Origin of the sequence: Frankia sp. Mgl5 (assembly GCF_023242985.1) — a bacterium.
Classification (GTDB): Bacteria; Actinomycetota; Actinomycetes; order Frankiales; family Frankiaceae; genus Parafrankia; species Parafrankia soli.
Map to the genome: position 1 here is coordinate 16388 of NZ_JALKFY010000688.1, position 16844 is coordinate 33231.

Here is a 16844-nt window from a genome sequence, read left to right on the forward strand (position 1 = left end):
GTTACCGGGCCGGCTCGGGGTGGGTGGTTGACCAGGTGTGGAAGAGGTTCAGCAGTTCCTCGGCGGCGAGGACTCCGGCGGCGGTGGTCACCGTGAGGTTCGGGGCCTGCCAGCCCTGCTCGTGCAGCTCCCCGTGCGCCGGTCGGACGGCCAGGTCGGCGGCGGCGAGCATCGGCGCGTCGAGGACGGAGTCGCCCGCGGCCAGCACCCGGGACGCGCCGGCCCGGCGGGCGACCTCCGCGACGGCCGCCTGCTTGGTGAGGGCCGTCGGAACGAGGTAGACCTTGCGGCCCTGGGTGGACAGCGACCACCCCGCCGACGCCACCTCGGCGGCGACGTCGGACAGGTCGGGAATCGCCTCCCGGCTGTGCGCGACCAGGTAGACGAACAGGCCGTCCGCCACCCGGACGATGCGGGCCCATCCGGCGGCGTCGAGCCGGGCGGCCAGGGCCTCCATCTCCGCCAGCGGAGCGCAGGTGCCCGCGAGGCGGGCCGCGACCTGCTCCGCCCAGGCGGGGTCGGGCTCGCCGCCGACGAGCAGGTGCCCGCCGTTGGCCGCGATCGCGAACGCGGGGCGCACGCCGAGGTCGATCCGCCGGTACTGGGCGAGGGTCCGCGTGGTGACCGGGACGAAGACCGCCGTCTGGTGCAGGCGGGCGAGGATGTCGAGTGCGCGGGTGGTGGAGTAGGCCGAGGGGACGCCGTCGATCCGTTCGACCAGGGTCACCTCCGGCTCGGCCGTCCCGGAGGCCAGCCGGAAGGACTTCCGGGCGAAGATCAGCGTCTGGTCGAGGTCGCAGGCCAGCAGGTGCGGGCCGTCCGGCACCGGCACCGGCGCGGGACGGGGCGGGGCGGTCACGGTGTCTCCGGGCGCCAGCGCGCCGCCGGGGTGTGGAACACCGGTTTCTCGCCGTCCGCGGCGCGTACCGGCCGCACCAGGCCGACGCAGGAGAAGGGCAGGCCAGCCATCTCCTCCACCGGCACTCCGCGGGCCTCGGCCAGCGCCAGCACGTGGGCGAGCTCGTCCAGCCGGTCGGGGGCGACGAGGATGCGCCACGGAACCCGGCGCAGCAGCACCCGGGTGGCCTCGCCCACCCCGGGCTTCACCATGATCACATCCGGGATGTCGAACCGCTCGGCGATGCGCTCGACGGCGGCCCAGCCCTCCCAGGTCGGTGTCCGGTCGGCGGCCCACAGCCGGGGCCAGGCCGCCTCGACCTCGTCGGCCACCTCGTCGAACCGGTCGACGACCGTGTCGATGAAGTGCTGGGAGAGGTCGTGCGGGAGGAGCTCCCGGTAGAACTTCGCGCCGTGGAAGTCGTCCGGGCCGATGTGTTCGGCGTTGAGCACCGTTCGGCTGACCAGCCCGCTGACCGTGGAGTTCAGGCAGGCGCTGGGGATGAGGAAGTCGTCGCGGGTGCCGAACAGCGGCACGCAGCGGGCCGGGTCGGCGAGCACGGCCAGGGTGTCGTCGATGCCGAGGCCGCGGACCGCCTCGGCCAGCACCCGGGTCATCACCCCCTTGCCGGTCCACCCGTCGACGAACTGGATGACCGCGCGGTCGTGGCGGTCGGTGATGTGGCGCAGGGCGTTCATGTCGACGCCGCGGTCCTTGATGACCGAGATCGCGTAGTGGGGGACGTCCAGGCCGTGCCGGAACGCGTACCAGCGACGCATCAGGATGCCGATCGGCGTGCCCGCGCGGGCGATCGAGGCGATCACCGGCGCGGGCTTGGTGTGCCGGACGAGCTCGGCGACGATCCCGGTCGCCAACGCCACCCGCCGTGCGGACCGCTCCAGCGCCTGGTGGTAGATCCGCAGGTAGGCGGCGTCGGGCTGGTACTCGATCGGCAGGTCCTCGGAGTAGTGCCGGCCGGACTGGAAGCCCTCCTCGCGGTCCTCCGTCGGCCGTTCGAGGTTCGCCGCGCTGAGGTCGGTGAGCAGGAAGGTGACGTCCTCGGGCAGGTAGGAGCCGGAGCCGATCAGCGTTCGCCCGCCGGTCGCGACGGGCCGCACCGCGCTCACCGGGCGTCCTCGGCGCCGCGCGCCGCCGGCACGTGGCAGGGGATGGTGACGACGGTGACGTCGGCGCAGCGGCGCAGCTCGGTGAGCAGGCCGTCCAGGTCGGGGCCGCCGGGGACCAGCCCGCGGTCGTCCATCCCCGAGTCCACGACGAGCACGATGTCGTCGTAGCGGCCCGGCGTCACGTTGTACACGTGGCTGACCCGCTCGGGGCCGTCGGGCGCCGGGAAGGTCAGCGCCGCCCGGATGGCGTAGCCGTCGACGTCGAGCGGATGGACCGGGGAGCGGGTCGTCGACTGGTAGACCACCCTGCGCCCGGTCAGTTCCGCCAGGCCGTCCGCCAGCCGCATCGGCACGTACATCAACTCCTCGGTACCCAGGACCAGGATGTCCCCGCCGCGGGCGGGGTCGGGCAGTCCCGCCAGGACGTCCTTCGCCACGGCCGGAACCGCGTCGGTGAGGCGCTCACGGGCGGCCGGGGACCAGCCGTGGCGTGCCCCGTCCGGCAGACCCGCCGGCCAGCTCACCGCCACCCGGGTGACCCGGTGCTCCGCGCGGCCACGGTCGCCGCCGCCCCCGGCAGGGGTCGGGGCGCCGAAAGCGGCGCGGATCCGGCTGGCCCGGGCCGTCACGTCCGCGGGCACCGTGACGGTCGCCGCGACGAGGGAGACGACGTCCAGGCGGATGCCGAGCTCGGCGGCGAGGGCGTCGAAGGCGGCCCGGGCGGACGGCGGCCGGGCGTCGACGAGCGCCGCCACTGCGTAGTCCGTTCGGGGGGCGAAGGCGTGCAGGATGCGGATGGTGCCCATCGCCGTCCGTCCGGTCGACAGCTCGTCGTCGACGAGCAGCAGCCGGCCGGGGGTTTCCAGCACACCGGGATCGGCGGGCATGAGCCAGTGGTGGGTGGCGTGCGAGTGCGACTCGACGAATTCCAGGACAGGCGTGCTGCCCGGTACCCGGCGCCGCGTCGTGTGCAGGTAGTGGCTGTTCGGCAGGCCGTCGGCGACGGCGTGCCCGAGCGCGGTGGCGGTCTCGCAGTACCCGATGACGAGCGGGACCTCGGCCGCCCCCGGCCCGGGGCCGGCCCACCGGGCGGGTGCCGGCAGGGCCCGCACCCGTTCGGCCAGGCGGGCCGCCGCGTCCAGCGCGGTAACCGGCGGCACCGGCAGGTGCTTGCCGAGGACCCGGCTGACGAGCAGGTGCGCCCGCAGCGGGTTGCGGCGCAGCGCCAGCCCGACGAGCCGGCGCAGCTCGGCCGCGTCCGCGGGCGCGGCCGGTTCGCCGCCGCGCACCTCGATCTCCAGCCCGAGCTCCTCCCACAGCCAGTCGGGGTCACGCGTCCGGTCCTGGCCGAGCATCCGATCCTGCCCGGTCACCGCAACGCGTCCTGCGTCGCGGCCAGAACGTCGACGAAGGTGAGGCCCTCGCGCAGCACGCCGAAGGCCCGTGCCCGCCGTTGCACGGCCTGCGCCCACGGCCGGTGCGGGCGCAGCTCGTTCATCTTGTTCGCGTAGCTGCTCGGCCGGACACCGCCCGCGTCCCCCTCGAGGACCGCCTCCGCGTCCTCGTACTCCTCCTGGGTGACGACATTCAGCGCGTGGACGGCCGGCACGTGGCTCGGGTGGATCACCGTCTTGCCGATCAGGCCGTTGGCCTTGTCGAGGACGACCTCCCGGATGAGCCGGTCGAGGTCGGCCGAGACGAGCTCCGTGCGGATCCGCGCGCCGCGCTCGCTGCCGTCGACGAGGTCGGCCTCCTCGAACGGCGTCACCCGCAGAGAGCTCACGAACAGGCGCTCGGGCTGGGCGAAGTACTCCCACACCGGGCCGGTGACGACATGATCGCCGCCGCGGGCGCAGATGTTCACGATGTCGGCGATGCAGTCGCGTACCACCGCGATGTCGTAGATGGTCAGGTCACGGTCGCGGCGCAGGCCGAACACCCCGGACAGGTCGGTGGCGCCCAGCCGGACGGCCAGCACGTGGTCGGCGTGCTTGTCGACCAGGCGGCGCACGGCCGTCAGGGTCTCGATCCTGGTCTCGCGGTAGATCACCTGCGGGCTTTCCAGTACGGGCATCGCCCACAGCAGCCGGCCGAGGGTGTCGGACCCGCGCAGCACCGCCTCGAGCGCCGCCTCGCCGCTCTCCTCGCTGAACTTCGGCAGGACGAACCCGGCGAGCAGGGAGCGCGCGGGCCCGCCCAGCCGGGCCAGCAGCGCCGGGATCTGCGCGACGGCCCGCACCCGGACGAACAGCAGCGGCAGACCCTCACCGCAGGCCGGCGGGTCCTCCCCCAGGTCGGCGAGCGCCGCGGCCACGTTCGACTCGGCCCCGAGCACCTCGTGGTCGGCGATGGCGTCCTCCAGGCAGAGGACCATCGAGGTCACCCCGGCCGCCACCTGGCGGCGGACGTCCGAGGCCAGTCGCGGGCGGGTACCGGGCGCGTACAGGGTGGCGCCGAGCGCGGTGGCTACGAGGCGTCGGTCACCGCCGGTCGTGATCTCTTCCGGAGCTCGGTGGAACAGGGTCCTGGCGGCCTGGCCGTCCAGGAAGCTGAAGTGACGCAAGCGGCGCGCTCCTGTCGAGACGATCCGACGATCCGGGGACGGACGATCCGGCGGGCCTGCGCGAGCGATCCCGCGAGCCCTCGTAAGCGGGAACCGCAACCACGCAGGTCACAGGGCGGGCTTGGACATGGTGCCCGGGGCTGACGCTACCGCGCCACTCCGGGGGTTCGACACGAAACGGCACACGACGCCTCTGTGCACAGGTGTTGGTCGGCAGACGAACGGGCCGCCACCCCCGCGATGCCGGGGTGACGGCCCGTTCACTGAAACGAACGATCATCTGTGTGCCGAGAATGGTCCGCCGTTCGGACCGGGCTGCTCAGCGCTGCCCGGCAGACGAGCAGCGCCGAGTGGCGCCGTTCAGACCGAGCCGAACAGTTTCTTGTACAGGGCGGACGCCTTCGGGTTCTGGCCGCCGTTCATGATGGTCGAGCAGACGTTGCCGGGCGCCGCGTCGTGGAAGTACGACTCGTACGCCATCACGTCCGCGTACTTCGTGAACGTGTCGAACATCTTCTGGATGTAGAAGGGGTTGTCACCGCCGCCGTTGCGGCTGCACGAGGACACGCCCCATTCGCCCACGCCCACCTTCTTGCCGTGCTGGCGGGCGAACTCGAGCAGGTAGCACAGGCCGTTCGGGTCCTCGCACTGCTTCTTCCAGGTGGCCTCGTCCCGCGACGGCGGGTACCAGTCGTAGGAGTCGATGCCGACATAGTCGACGTACTCGTCACCCGGGTAGGCCGCCCACGGGGTGCCCCCGTTGGGAACCGGCGAGGCGTGCGCGTTGAACGTCCAGTCGATCTTCACCGCGGGGTCCGTCGAGCGGATGGCGGTCGAGATCTTGCGGAAGCAGTCGCGGAACTCCGTCCCGGCCGGGTCCGAGTGCCAGTACATGAACTTGCCGTTGAATTCCCAGCCGATGCGGACGATCGAATCTGCGCGGCCGTTGTTCTTGAGGAACGTGCCGAAGGTCTTCCAGTAGCTGTCGTACTCGCCGCGGGCGCAGGCCGCGTTGTTGCCCTGGCCCTTCGGATAGGTCGGCTGGCTGATGATCAGCTTGCCCGGGAAGGCCTTGTACAGGTCCAGCGGCCAGCGCGGCTCGACCATCGCGTTCCAGCCCTGGGTACGGACGGTGAACACGTGCGCCACGTCGTTCGCCCGCCCGCGCCACGTCCCGAAGGACAGGACCTGCGACAGGACGTGCGACGGGTAGACGCCGGACATCCAGGGCAGGCCGGAGAGCCGGCCGGTGCCGCCGGTGGTGGTGCCGGTGGTGGTGCCGGTGCCCGTACCGCTCCCCGCCGACGGCGCGGCCGTGGGCGCTGGCGCGGGTACGGCGGTCGGCGCCGGCGAGCCCCGCCGGCCGGCGCTCGGGGGGGTGGTGGCCCGAGCGGTGCCCGTCGGCTCCGAGCTGGTGGGCCCGGAGGCCGTGGGTTCCGAAGTCGTGGGCTCCGAAGTCGTGGGCTCGGCGGTCGTCGGCGCCGGGGTGGCCACGGGGTCCGGGACAGGACTCGCCGTCGGGGCTGGCGCGGGGACCTCGGCGCCGTTGGCCGCCCCGTTCGCCAGGCCCGGCGTGCCAGCGTCGACGACATCGAGCGTGCCGCTGGCCTCCACCGACTCCTGCTTCGCCGTCACGGTCACCCGGCCGGAGAAGCCGAGCGGCACCTGGAAGCCGAGGATGAACCGGCCATCCGCGCCGGCCCGGGCGCTCGCGGAGCCACCGAGGTCGGTGGTCGCGGCGGTGACCGCCACGTCCTTGCCGGGCCCGAAGCCACGCCCGCCGACGAGCACGATGTCGCTGTCGAACAGGACGAGAGTCAGCTTCGACTGCCCGGCGGTGGCCGGACCGGAGGTCAGGCCGGCGACCGGGACCTGCTGGTCGGCGACACCCCCGGCCGACGAGGACGGCACGGGCGACGAGGTTCCGTCAGCCTCCGGGGTCGTGCCCACGGTGGGCGACGGTGTCGGCGTGGCGGCCGTCGGCGCGGCACCGGCCGGCGCCACCAGCGGCAGGGACAGCGCCAGCACGAAGCCGGCTGCCAGGCCCAGCCGCGGCCCACGGCCGAAGCGGTGCCGGCGGCGCGGCCGCGGCGGCCGGGACGCCGGGGCGCCCGCGGGATTCCGGCCGAAGCCGAACCGGGAGGTGCGGTCGACCTGAGGGGTCGGTCGGCCGCCGGGTGTCGAGGCCATGCTCGCGCGCCGCCTTTCGGTCGTGGCGTCGGACGGAGCATCGACGGACAAACAACTCGGCACACGCGGGAAACCGGCTGTGCGGTCTCCCTGCGGCTCGTCCCCTCCGGGCCACCACCACCGTGGTGGGACCCAGCGTGCCGCCTCGGCGCCAGAGCCGACGGCGTCCGACGGATTCTCCGGCTGCAGCGGCCGGATCCGGCAGAATCCGGCCTTACCACCCTGGGACTGATCGAAAGTGCCCCAGAGCTGATCGAAGCCATCGTAAGGGACTAACCAGAACGGGGGTGGTACTACCCCGGAAACAGCTGGTGCGATAGGAGGAAAGTGCCGGCACGGCGATTACCACCCGTAACACGAAAGCCAAAGTAACGGATACACAACAACTCGATCATTTATAGCGATCCTGCTCACAGCGGTGGACGAGTGGCGAAATAGTTCACGGTTCGTCCGGAACACGAGGACGGCTGTGACTACGCAACTGGTTGTCACCAAGCAGGTCGGTGCGCCCGTTGCTGTCGCCCACACCACCGGTCCCTCGGCCGGCAGGCTCGCGGCCGGCAGGCGGCTCGCCCGTCGTCGTCCCGTGGCCGGCCCGCCGGGGCCGGACCCGGCCCCGGGGCCGCCAAACTGCTCGCCCCCGCCGCCCGCGCCAGCTGGCCGCGAACGGATCGTGAATCTGCCGGTACCGACCCGGCACGGCGCAACCACGGCACGGCCGGGCACGGCCAGACGCGACTCGCGCGGTTGAGGATCACCCCGGCGTGGCGGACCCGCGGTCGAACACCGCGAGCCCGCCGACCGGCGTGCTCGCCCTTTGGCGTCGCGCTCGCCCTTTGGCGTCGCGCTCGCCGTTTTGGGAGCTAAGCCCCCCGTAACAGCTCCCGAAACGGCGAGCACGGCACGAAAAGGCGAGGAGGCACCGCGCCGCACGTGGTCCGGCTGTCACCCACTCCGCGGGGGTGGGTGAGACCGGGCCCTCGTCCGCGGGGACGCTCAGCGGACGACGAGCATCGGGTCCTCGGGATGGTCGATCCACACCGCCGGAGCACCCGGCGTGACCACCGGCAGAAGCCGGACACCCCACGGAAGCTGTGCCCCCTCGAGGGTGACCTCCATGGTCCACGACCCCGAGCTCGGAGCCGGCTGCAGCTCGGCCAGCACCTGCCCCTCGGCCGGCGACCCGGGCGGCTCCTCGCCGGGCCGTGCCAACAGCACCAGCCGGGGGGCCGGCCCGGTCGCCCGCACCTGGACGCGCAGGGTCCGCCGGCGCCACCCCGCCTTCGACACCGAATAGGTGATGGAGGTCAGCTCCGCCGGCGCTGGCACCGGCGGCTGGAACTGGGCCGGAGAACCGACCGGCGCGGACGGCCCGGGAGCCAGGGCGTGGCCCTGGGTGTGGGCGGGTGCGAGAGGTGGCGCGGCGAGCGCCCCTGACCCTGACCCTGGGCCAGGCCCTGGGCCAGGGCCAGGCTCCTGGCCAGCGCTGAGCGTGCCGGGAACGGCCGGTGCCACGGGATGCTCGACGTCGTCGGGCCTAGCCGGAGCCGTTCCCGCACTGGGGTGCGCCCCGGACTCGTCCGGGGCCACGGGCAGCGGCATTCCCACCGTCGGCGGGCCCACAGGTGCCCCGGCAGTCCCCGGCGTACCGCCTCCGGTGCTTGACCCACCAGGTCCCGCCGGACCGCCGGGGATCGGGAGGGCACCCGTCTCCGGAGGAAGGCCCGGCACCGGCGGCGTGCCGGGAGCGGGTTGCGCACCCGAAAACGGCAGGCCACCCGTGAACGGCTGGGCGCCGGGAGAGGGTTGGGCGCCGGTCACCGGCGAAACGCCCGGTGACGGCAGGACGCCCGGGGACGGCTCGGCGACAGGCGGGCCGACCGGAGACGATGGATCGAGCGGAGACGGCGAACCGCCTGAGGACGACGGGCCGACAAGAACAGGAGCTACGAGCGGAGCGCCCCCGGGCGCCGGGACGGCCTCCGGGGACGGCATGACGTCGATCATGACCGGGCGGGCGTTCGCGGACACCGCGGGCAGCGGTGGCAGCGGTGGCCCGCCGGCCGGCGGGCCACCGGCATGGCCGGGGAAGGTACCCCCGTGGCCGGGTGGGACGTCCCCGTAGCCAGGCGCGAGGCTCTCACGGCCGGGCGAGGTGTCCCCGTGGCCGGGCGGGGTGGACTGCGCGGGACCGAGCCCGGCGCTGGCGGGATCGTGACCACCGTTGCCGGGACCGTGGCCGCCGTTGCCGGTCGGGAAGTCGGTGATGCCGGTGATGCCGGTGATGAACTCGGAGACGTCGTGCGTCACCACCGGGAAGCGGTGCGGAGCCGAGCGGCCGAGCACACCGAGACCACCGACGACCGTGACCGGGGTGTAGATCAGCTCGCCGGTGCCGGGAGCAAGCGGGACCGCCGCGTCCCGCAGGTGACCCTGCCGGCTCGCGCCGACCAGTCGCAGCGGTGGCGTCAGCGCGGCGAGCGGAACCTCGGCGCCCTCGCCGCCCAGCAACACCAGCGGGCCGGAGCTCGGCTCGGGCCCCCGCCCGAACTCCCCCGCCCCGACCGACACCGCGCCGGCGCCAAGCACCCCGGTGCCGTGCCCACCAGAACCGTACGCACCCGCGCCATACCCACCGGCCCCGTTCGCACCGGAGCCCGACCCGTCCGCACCGGGACCACCCGGGTGGAGAGCGCCGACGGCGCCGCCGGACGGCGGGACGGCCGTCGCGTAGACCCTCACCTCGGCCCCGGAACGCGGCGTCCACCGCAGGGCGACCTGCCCGTCCTCGGCGCCGACGACCAGGTCGGTGACCGGTCGCGGCCGGGTGAGCAGGCCGAATTCGGCCCGCGACCCCGAGGTGCGGGCGGCGCTGCCGTCGACGTCGGTGTACTCGACGAACGCGCGGTAGCGGTAGCCCACGCCGGGCAGCACGTCGGAGTCGAGGAAGCTCCCGCCGGTCACCCGGGCCCGGCGCGGCGGGGCGGAGACCGACGAGTCGGGATCGACCGTGCGCTCGATCGTCACGGTGTCGGACGGCCCGCTCGGCCGCCAGGTGAGGCGGACCCCGGTCGGGGTCGCCTCGGCCCGTAGGTCGGCGACGTCCCGTACGGCGATGACCGGCGCGGTGCTGACCGGCCGGGAGCGCCGCTCGCCGGAGAGCGCGGTCACCTCGTGCCGGACCGGCGTCCACGGTGGGGCGCCCGCGTCGGCGAGCTCGGTGGAGCTGGTGGTGCCCAGGCCGCGCCGGGTGAGCTGCCCGGAGCCGGGATCGACGGCGACCCGCTCCACCCGGTAGGTGACCGGGCCGGCCGAGGCGGACGGCCGCCAGCGCAGCAGGACCGCGTCGTCGGCCAGCACGGAGGTCAGATCGGTCGGTGGCCGCAGCGGCAGAGCCGCGAGGGCGCGCAGCGCGTCCGCGCTGTCGACGGCGGTGGCGAGCACGGCGACCAGCGCGGCCTCCTGCTGCTCGGGCGGCAGGCCGCGGGCGGCCTCGACCCGGCGCCGGATGACGGCCTGTTGCGCGGTCAGCTCGCCGAGCACCTCGGCCGGCGGGCGGCCGTCCGGCCCGGGGACGTCCGCCGCGCGGGCGACCAGCCAGCGGGCGCGTTCCACCGCGGCGTCGGAGCGCAGGGTGGAGCGTTCCTCCGCCAGTGCCCGCCAGCCCGCCTCGGCGGCGCCGAGCCCGGCCCGGACGAGCGACTCCAGCTCGTCGGCGGCCTCCGCCGTCCCGTTGCCGGCCCCCGAGCCGGCGGCCGCGACGGCCGCGCGCACCCGGGCGAGGCCGTCGCTCGCCTCGCGGGGGCGGCCGGCCTCCAGCGCCTGGCGCACGGCGGCGAGCGCGTCGCCGGCCGCCCGGACCTGGCGCAGGCTGTACCCGCAGCGCCGGCAGGTCACGGCGGCGGCCTCGGTGAGCGAGGCGCACCCGGGGCAGGTGGTGTAGAGCCCCGCGTCGCAGTACCGGCAGGTCCGCGAGCCGCCGACCGGCTCGGGACGTCCACAGCCGGGGCACAGCACGTAGTCGACGGCGCCGCCGGTGCTGACCGCGGCGCCCAGGTTGCGGGCGATGCCCAGGATGACCGTCTTCGCCTGCTCGGCGCCCAGCCCGCGGCCGGCGGCCAGGGCGGCCCGGACGAGCCCCTCGTAGGCGACCGCCGTCAGCTCGCCGTCGAGCACGACGTGCTCCTCGACGATCGGGCGGAGCTCGTCGGCGACATCGGCGAGCAGACCCGCGGTGTACGCCGCCGGGTCACCCTCGACCAGCCGGGAGCGCACCATGGCCAGCAGGTCGGCCGTCAGCGTCTTCTCGCGGTCGTGCGGGCGCCGGGCGTTGCCGGCCGCCACCGCCTCCCAGGCGGAGCGGATGCGGTCCGGCCCGGCCTCGGGCGGCAGACCGAGGAAGTCCCACAGGGAGGCGGTGCCGGCCCGGTCTCCGCCGCGCAGGACGCGCAGGTCCTCCAGCCGCTGCCGGATCTGGCTGCGGACCTCGGGGGCGAGCGCCTCGACGCCGGCGCCGCCGCCGTCCGCGATGATGACCTCGCGGCCCAGCCGGGCGTCGAACTCGGCCCCGGTCACCCCGGCCGCGGCCGCGAGGCGGCGCAGGCCGGCGACCCTGGAGGCCGGGATGCCACCGAAACGATCACGCAGTGTGACGAGGTAGCCGTCGACCTTGGCGAGCCGCTCGGCGTCGCCGTTGCGCCGGGCATCGAGGACGGTGTGCCGCAGGCGGGCCCGGGCGTCGCCGTCGAGCAGCGGCGCCTCCCACTCGCCGCGGCGGCGCACCAGCTCGGTGGCCAGCGCCGCGTACTTCGCCGAGTTGCGCTCACGCTGCAGGAACGCCATCACCCGGGCGAGCTGCGCGGCGACCTCGGAGTCGGTGTGCTCGAGCAGCGGATCAAGGTCCGCGACCAGGTAGGGGTCGGCCGTGTCCACCGGGGTCCGGGCACGCAGCGGCGCCAGGACCCGTCGCCGGTAGCCGCTGCCGTCGAACGCCGCGCTCACCGTTTCACCCTCGTTCCGCCACCGCCCGCACGCCCGGGCACACCCGCTCCAGGTCGAGGGTACGGATCCCGGCTCGGGCCGCGGTCACGGTGGTGCTCATCCCCGCGAGCACCACCGCCGCCCCGACGGAGATCAGTTCCGTTGCTTGAGGAGATTGACCTTGGCCGATTCCTCGGTCTTCATGCTCTCGCTGCCGACCCCGGCCTTGACCCGCAGGACAAGCGGCTCGGAGGCGCCCACGTGGGTGGCGGTGACCTGGATGGTCTGGTCCCGGCCCATCTCGAAGGTGACCTCGACCGGTGTCCCGCGGGGATGACCGGCCGGGATGCCACTGATCGCGCCGGCCACGATCACCTTGTTGTCCTCGATGCGCGTCGACTCGACGCCGGTGCCCTGCTCGAAGACCCGGATGTCGACCTCGGACTGGTCGTCGGAGATCGTGTAGAACGTGCGCTTCACCTGGATCGGCAGGGCGTCGTTCTGGTGGGCCAGAAATGCCGCCACCGCGCTGCCGCGATCTTCCGCGAAGATCCCGAAGCCACGCGAGGTGACATCCGTCACGCGGGTGCGCACGAGGTCGACCACCGACGAGGTCGTCAGCCCGGCGGCGGACGCGCTCGCGGCGGCGGCGACCTCAAGGTCACCGGTCGCGGCCGCGTCGAGCTGCTGGTCCGGGCGCAGCCGTCCGCTGGCCACCAGCTCCGCGCGGACCTCGCGCTCCAGCGCCTTCTTCTGCCCGTAGACCGCCGCGCCCTTGGCGACGGCGAGGTCCGGGTCGACCAGCCGGCAGGTGAGCCCGAAGGTCTCCCCCAGCCGGCGGGCGACCGCGGGCAGCTTGCTCATCCCACCGACGAGGAGACAGAGGTCGATCTTGTCGACGCCCTTCTCCTTGGCCCGCTGCAGGACCGCGCCGGTGAGGTCGATCGTGCGCTGCAGCAGCGGCCCGGTGATCTCCTCCAGCGTCGCCCGGGTCACCGGCACGCTGCTCCGCCGCCCGCCGTGCATCACCAGGACGTCCACGCTCTCCCGCCCGGACAGCGCGAGCTTGGCGTCCTCGGCCGCGGTGAGCAGCTCCTGCTCGTCGTGGACGTCGTCGAGCGGGTCACCGGCGTCCGGCTGCTCCTGGACGAACTTCTGCGCCAGGTAGCGGACGATCTCGTTGTCCCAGTCGGCGCCGCCGAGCTCGTGGTCGCCGTCCGTGGCCACCACGGTGATGTCGTTCTCGCTGAGCCGGATCACCGTCGTGTCGAACGTGCCGCCGCCGAGGTCGTAGACGAGCACCGTCGAGGTGGACTGGCCATCCTGGGCGAACCCGTAGGCGAACGCCGCCGCGGTCGGCTCGTTGATGATGTCGACGACGTTGAGGCCGGCGAGCTCGCCGGCGAGCTTGGTCGCCTTGCGCTCCTCGTCACCGAAGTAGGCCGGGACGGTGATGACCACGTCCGTCACCGGGGTCCCGGTCGCCCGCTGCGCGTCCGCGGCCAGTGCCTTGAGCACCAGGCTGGACACCGACGCGGCGCTGTACTCGACGTCGTACGCCACGAACCGCCAGTCCGAGGCGCCCATGTGCCGCTTGACGAGCCGCGCGACGTCGTCCGGGCGGATGCGCGCCTGACGCTTGGCCTGGGTGCCGACCACGAACGACGTCGAGCCACCGCCGCCGGACGCACCGGCCACCGCCCCGGCCGTGCCGGCCGTGCCGCCTTCCGCGCCGCCCGGGCCACCGGCGGCCGCGCCGTCGAAGAGGACCACCGAGGGGGTCGTCGGCTGTGACTCGATGTTGCGGATCACGTCCGGGCGGCCGTACTCGTCGACCTGGGCGATACACGAGTAGGTGGTGCCCAGGTCGATTCCGAACACCTTGGTGCCTGCCACCGTCTGATCTTCCCTTCACCTGACGACTGCTGCGGCCGGCAGACCACGACCGGCGACGCCCCCACCCGGCCGGCGCACGTGCCACCGGCTCCGCCGCCGGCGGCGTGCGCGCCGGCATCTGCCTCATGATGATGACGCGCGCGTGCCGGGCCGTCGGAGCCGGCCGTCCCCCGGGCGTCCCGCCCCGCCGGAACGCCCGGTCGGGACGCCTGGTCAGAAGGCCCGGTAGACCTCGGTCTCGGCAGGTCGGACGACCATGGACTCCCCGCGGACGAAGCCGGGACGAACCGTCCGGGCGACCGTTCCCTCCAGCGCCGGATCGTCGGTGCCAACCCGGCGGACCCCCAGCGACCGCCCCGGATCGAACGGGTCACCGGCCGCCGGCGCGTAGGGACGGACGTCCGCGGCCAGGTCCAGGATCTGGAGCAGCTGCTTACGCAGGATCCCGGCGACGCTCTGGGCGTCCTCGGCGCCGAGGCTGCTCATCTGGTCGTACAGCCGGACCAGCCCGCGCAGCAGCGGGGTCATCGCCTCGGTCAGCTCACCGCCGCGCAGCCGGCCGTTCTCCGCGTGCAGGCGGTCGACCAGCTCGGCGTCGTGGCGGCGTAGGCGGACGAGCTCGTCCACCCGATCGGCGAGGCGTTCCAGCACCTGCCGGTCGACCAGCGCCGCGGCGGACACGTCCGCTCCGGCTCCGTTCATGACGGCTCCGTTCAAAGCACCGTCCACGGCGGCGGCCGGCGGGGCCTCGTCCGACGGGACCGCGCCGGTCACGGCCGGGCCATCGGTGCCCCCCACCGCCAGGCCCACCGGGACCGCGGCGGACGGCACGACCCCGGCACCCACCGAAACGGCGCCCGCCGGCCCAGCGCCAGCCGGAACGGTGCCAGCCGGAACGGTGCCAGCCGGAACGGTGCCCGCCGGAACGGTGCCCGCCGGCATGGTCTGCGCGGGCATGGCGTCCGCGCCCGATCCGTCGATCACGTCCGCGTCGGCCGGCCGGCCGGTGCCGTCGAACGGCCCCCGCTCGAAACCGAGGCCGAGGCCGGTGCCCGGCGATGGTGCGCCCAGCGCCTGCGCGCCGGCCCCGTCCGCCGTCCTGCCGGTGCCTGCCTCGTCTCCCGTCAGGAGATCGTCTCCCGTCAGGAGGTCATCGAACGCCACAACATCATCGGATGCCGACAGATCACCGGACGCGACGACGTCGTCGGGCTCCAGCAGCTCGCCGGACGCCACGACCTCGCCCGCCACGACACTGCCCGGCACGACACTGCCCGGCACGATGTCGCCCGCCACGACGTCGCCTGTCCCCAGGACGTCGCCTGTCCCCAGGACGTCGTCGGCCGCCACGGCGTCGTCCGCCGGGTGGCCACCCGGTGTCGGGAGGTCACCCGGCACGAGGACGTCCACCCGGTCCCGCGCGGCGAAGGCGTGCTCCGCGGCCGGGTAGTCCCCGATCGGGTCCCCGGCGTCGTCGAGCTGGCCGGGGACGCGGCCGGCGGGGGCGTCCCCGGCATGCCGGTCGGACGCGCTCCCGCCGAGGATCTCGTAGTCGAGCAGGTCGAACTCGTCCCGACGGCTGGCGGGACGGGCCCCCGTCGAGTCCCCGCCGTCCCCGGCCGGGGCGTCCTGCATGCCGGCGGGCTCGGTCGACTGGCGCACGTAGCGCCGGAAGAAATCGATCTTCTGCGCGGGCATCGGTGGCAGCTCGGCACCGCCGCGATCGTCGGCTCCGTCGTAGCCGGCGGCGGCTGTGTACTCACCGTCGCCGGAGTAGCCGGTGTCCCCGCCGTAGCCGGTTCCGCCGCCGGGCGCGAAAGCGGTGCCGCGGCCGGCATCGGCCTTCGCCTCGTAGGCGGCGCCATCCGCTGGTTCATAGGCGGCGCCACCCGCGTAGCCCGCATCATCGGTGTAGTCGGCGCCACCGGCGTAGGCGGCGTCGCGCTGGTATACCGGGCCGTCCGGGAAGTCGCCCTCGCGTTCGTACCGGTCGGACCCGCGGGCGTACGGCGCGGCATCCGGGTAGCCCTCGCCACCGGCACGCGGGCCGTCCCCCGAGTACTCCTCGTCACCGGCGAACGCCGTGTCCCTCGGGTACTCCGCATCTCCCGAGAACTGGGAGTCGCCCGAGAACCGCGGGTCGTCCGAGTACCGCACCTCCCCCGCGAACCGCGCGTCACCTTCGGCGAACCGCGCGTCACCGGAGTACTCGGCGTCGCCGGAGTACTGCGCACCAGCCGGGTAATCGGCCTCGGCGACGTACTCCGGCGCGCCGGGGCCGTCCGGGACGAACTCCGGGTCGCGGGCGTATCCCGGCGTGCCGGCATACGCCGCGGCACCGCCGCCGTCCCCGGCGTACCGGGGCTCGCCGCGGTAGCCGCCGTCGTCGGGATAGCCGCGAGCGGCGTTGTAGCTGGTCCGGCGCGGGAGCGGGGGCTCGCCACCGCGGGTGTAGTCCGCCTCGCCCGTGAAAGCCGCCTCACCGGGGAAGCCGGGAGCGTCGGCGAACCCGTCACCGCCCGCGTACCGCGGCCCGCCCGGGTACCCGGGACCGCGGTCGTACTCGCCGTCGGCGGTCTCGGGCCGCCGGTAGCCGTCGCCCGCGTACCGGTCCTCGCCCTCCGGCCCGGGCTCGTACGCGCTCTCCTCGTACCTGCCGCCGGCGTACCCGGGGTCGCCGTAGGCCTCGTCCGGGTAGGCGGAGCGGTAGCCCGCCTCCGGATCTCCCTCGCCGCGGTCCGGTGGGCCGTACCCGGCGCGCTCGTAGGTGTCCGGGGCGAATCCGCGACCGCCCCCGGCCGGCGCGCCCGCGCCACCGGAGTCGGAGCGCTCGCGCCCCGACCGGCCGCCCGGCAGCCGTGACACGTAACCCCTGGGACGGAGGTACTCCCCGTCGCCCGGGTCGGTGCCGTCGTCCGTGTCGTACCAGGCGGACGTCCGCTCCGGCCCGTCCGACCGGGGCTCGCCCCGATCGTCATCGCCCTGCTCCCGGGTGTCGGGCAGCTCCTCGCCGGGCAGGTCCTCGGGGGCGAACCAGCGGTAACCACCGGGGCCGCCCCGGCCCTCGCCCGCCTCACCCGGGCCGCCGGAGCGGCCCGACCGGGAGGAACGCCGTGGCTGGAACATGGAGTAACGCCCCTCCCCGTCAGGCGGCGGCAACGGACGGGTCATCCCGGTGCGTGGGCCCTGA

Annotated in this window: 8 protein-coding genes; all 8 read right to left on the reverse strand. The window is 74.5% G+C overall.

Going from position 1 to position 16844, the window contains the following annotated elements; translation table 11 throughout:
• Position 1: 1 nt before the first annotated feature.
• Positions 2-859, reverse strand: a complete 858-nt coding sequence (locus MXD62_RS25730) for a sucrose-6-phosphate hydrolase (protein ID WP_248832001.1) — start codon at positions 857-859, stop codon at positions 2-4.
• A complete protein-coding gene (locus MXD62_RS25735; RefSeq protein WP_248832002.1) occupies positions 856-2025 on the reverse strand; it encodes a cysteine protease StiP family protein in 1170 nt (389 codons plus the stop codon). The genes MXD62_RS25730 and MXD62_RS25735 overlap by 4 nt, the downstream gene beginning before the upstream one ends.
• A complete protein-coding gene (locus MXD62_RS25740; RefSeq protein WP_248832018.1) occupies positions 2022-3380 on the reverse strand; it encodes a phosphoribosyltransferase family protein in 1359 nt (452 codons plus the stop codon). The genes MXD62_RS25735 and MXD62_RS25740 overlap by 4 nt, the downstream gene beginning before the upstream one ends.
• A gap of 14 nt (positions 3381-3394) precedes the next feature.
• The gene (locus MXD62_RS25745) at positions 3395-4588 is read right to left on the reverse strand and encodes an HpcH/HpaI aldolase/citrate lyase family protein (RefSeq protein ID WP_248832003.1); all 1194 of its coding nucleotides are present in this window, start codon (positions 4586-4588) and stop codon (positions 3395-3397) included.
• Between the two features lie 360 nt (positions 4589-4948).
• Positions 4949-6778, reverse strand: a complete 1830-nt coding sequence (locus MXD62_RS25750; protein WP_248832004.1) for a glycosyl hydrolase — start codon at positions 6776-6778, stop codon at positions 4949-4951.
• 996 nt (positions 6779-7774) lie between these two features.
• Complete coding sequence (locus tag MXD62_RS25755) at positions 7775-11779, reverse strand: zinc ribbon domain-containing protein (RefSeq protein ID WP_248832005.1); 4005 nt, start codon at positions 11777-11779, stop codon at positions 7775-7777.
• Positions 11780-11911: 132 nt separating this feature from the next.
• A complete protein-coding gene (locus MXD62_RS25760; RefSeq protein WP_020458696.1) occupies positions 11912-13654 on the reverse strand; it encodes an Hsp70 family protein in 1743 nt (580 codons plus the stop codon).
• Positions 13655-13867: 213 nt separating this feature from the next.
• Positions 13868-16780 (reverse strand): hypothetical protein, encoded by a 2913-nt coding sequence (locus MXD62_RS25765; RefSeq protein ID WP_248832006.1) that lies wholly within the window; start codon positions 16778-16780, stop codon positions 13868-13870.
• Between the last annotated feature and the right edge of the window lie 64 nt (positions 16781-16844).